Origin of the sequence: Rhodococcus sp. R1101, from assembly GCF_000278445.1 — a bacterium.
In the GTDB taxonomy this organism is placed as follows: Bacteria; Actinomycetota; Actinomycetes; order Mycobacteriales; family Mycobacteriaceae; genus Rhodococcus; species Rhodococcus gordoniae.
Map to the genome: position 1 here is coordinate 1 of NZ_AJVB01000547.1, position 2,389 is coordinate 2,389.

General features: G+C 67.7%; 3 protein-coding genes. All 3 read right to left on the bottom strand.

The window, feature by feature from the left end:
* Positions 1-644: alpha/beta fold hydrolase (locus R1101_RS0121340; protein ID WP_026003562.1), on the bottom strand; the 644-nt coding region annotated here is incomplete at its 3' end.
* 68 nt (positions 645-712) lie between these two features.
* Positions 713-1,144: a hypothetical protein gene (locus R1101_RS0121345; protein WP_016935290.1), complete on the bottom strand. Its 432-nt coding sequence runs from the start codon at positions 1,142-1,144 to the stop codon at positions 713-715.
* 109 nt (positions 1,145-1,253) lie between these two features.
* Positions 1,254-2,389 (bottom strand): PHA/PHB synthase family protein (locus R1101_RS0121350; RefSeq protein ID WP_016935291.1); only part of this gene is annotated, 1,136 nt, incomplete at its 5' end.

Below are 2,389 nucleotides of genomic sequence, written 5' to 3' on the forward strand. Positions count from 1 at the left end.
GTCGAGGCCGCCGCCGTGCGGGGCGCATGAGCCAGCACCGACAGCGCGGGCTGGTCCACGTGGAAGTCGATCGGTGCCCCCGCCACGGTCAACGAGTGCACGGTCCCGGGGTGCAGCGCCGCGTAGACGGTGCCGAGCCACCCGCCCTGGCTGTCGCCGATCAGGTTCACCCTGCCGCCGAGATGAGCGACGGCGTCGGCCACGACGGCCAGGTGCTCGTCGATCGAGCAATCGTCCGTGGCGGTGGTCGCCGGCGCCCAATCGAGGCAGTGCAGACGGGTGAGACCGCCGGCTCTGAGGGCTTCGACCTGGCTGCGGTCGGCGGAATGATCGACGATGCACGAATGGGTGCCGGCCTGCGGCGGCAGCAGCAGGGTGGGAATCTCGTCGCGGACTGCGTCGGGTGTGCCACAGTCGCGAAGACCGCCGAGGGGCCATCGGCGCACCACAGGCCAGTTCGTGCGCCAGCGCGGAAGCGTGGCCGAGGTCAGTGCCCGGCTGTACCGGTTCGCGTCGGAGACCACTGTGCACGGTGTGGCGCCGCGTCGTACGAGGCCGGCGAGATAGGCGCTCCAACCGGCGATCGCCGCGGTCCCGAGACGAATCGGGGCCGCGGCGATCCTGGCGGGTGTCAGTGACTGCATGCACTGCACCGGAGAACGTCCGCTGATGCGGTGTTCGGGTTCGACAACTGCATCGAGAGAGTCGTCGATTACTTGAGGAGGTCACGAGCCGTGCTCGTGACGGTGGTGGTGAGCTCTCGAGCGAAGGAGACCTGAGCCTTGGTGAGCTCGGCGACCCACTCGACGGGGGTGGCCTCGGCGACCTTCTCCTGCAGATCCAGGATGCTCGAGACGGCCTTCTCGTAGGTGTCGACACCGAGGTTCCCGCTCTGCTTCGCAGCGTCGATGAACTTCGCGTTGAACTCCTGGAAGCGCTCGGTGGCCTCGTCGACGGTCTTGGTGAACTCGGTGGCGGCCTTGTCGGCGACCGCGGCGGCCGTCGAGGTCAGCTTCTCGGCCGACTGCTGCGCCGTTGCGGTGGCCTCGGTGGCGGCCTTCGTGGCGGCTTCGGTCGCCTTGGCCGCGGCATCGGTGGCCTTGGTGCCGGCGTTCGCGGCGGTGGTCTTGGTCGGTGCGGTCATGATGTGTACCTTCCGTGGGCGCTCGTGACGGGAGCGGAACTTCCCCTGTAGGGGTGCGCTCGGATCAGCGCTGTTAGCAGGTTAGCAAGATGATAGCTAACTCGCAATGTCACTCGAAGACATAGGTTCCCGGCGCATCACACAGGGGCGGATGCTGCGCGCTGCCCATCGCCGGCGGCGCGACGAGGTCACCGGCACGCTTCGCCGACCACGCCGTCCAGTCCTCCCACCACGAACCGGGGGTGCGGGTGGTCCTCTCGGCCCAGACCTTCGGATCCTCGGGCAGCTTCGGCAGCTCGTCTGCGTCGGGGGTGCCGACGGCGTCGAACCACGCCTTCGGGCTCGGGGGATTGACCGCGCCGGCCACGTGGCCGCCGCTGGTCAGCACGTACCGGACCGAGCCACCGAGCAACCCCGTGGCCTTGTACGACGAGGTCCACGGCACGATGTGATCGTTGATCGCGCCGACCACGTAGGTATCGCACGTGATGTCCGACAGGTCGAGGACCTCGCCGTCGAGCTCGTACACACCGCGCGCGAGCTCGTTGCGTCCGTACAGCGACCGCAGGTAGTGCGAGTGCATCTTCGCCGGCATGCGGGTGCTGTCCTCGTTCCACGCCAGGATGTCGAAGGCGGCGGGCTTCTCGCCCTTCATCCACCGCGATACCCAGTAGTTGAAGATCAGATCCCGCGCGCGGATCATGTCGAAACTGCCGGCCATCTCGTTACCCGAGAGGAAGCCCTGCCTGCTCATCCGGAACTCGACGCGGTCGAGCGTCGCCGGGTCGGTGAGCAGTGCCAGCTCGCCGACCTCGCTGTAGTCGAGGAGCGTGTTGAGCATGGTGAACGCGCTGATCCGCTCGTCGCCGAGCTTGCCCATCCGGGCCGCCGCCATCGCCGCCATCGCGCCACCGAGGCAGATCGAGAGCACCTCGATTCGTGACGACCCGGTGATCTCCTCGACGACGTCGAGTGCCGCCGAAACACCCTGCCGGTAGTAGTCGTCCATCGTGATCTCGTGCATCGACTCGCCCGGGTTACGGTACGAGATCGCGAACACGGTGCGGTTGTGCTGCACGGCCCACTCGATGAGGCTGCGCTGCGGCGCGAGATCGAGGATGTAGTACTTGTTGATCCACGGCGGCGCGGCCAGGATCGGGATCTCGTGCACCTCGCCGGTCTGCGGCGCGTACTGGATGACCTCGATCAGGGCGTTGCGGAAGACGACCGTGCCCGGGGTCGCGG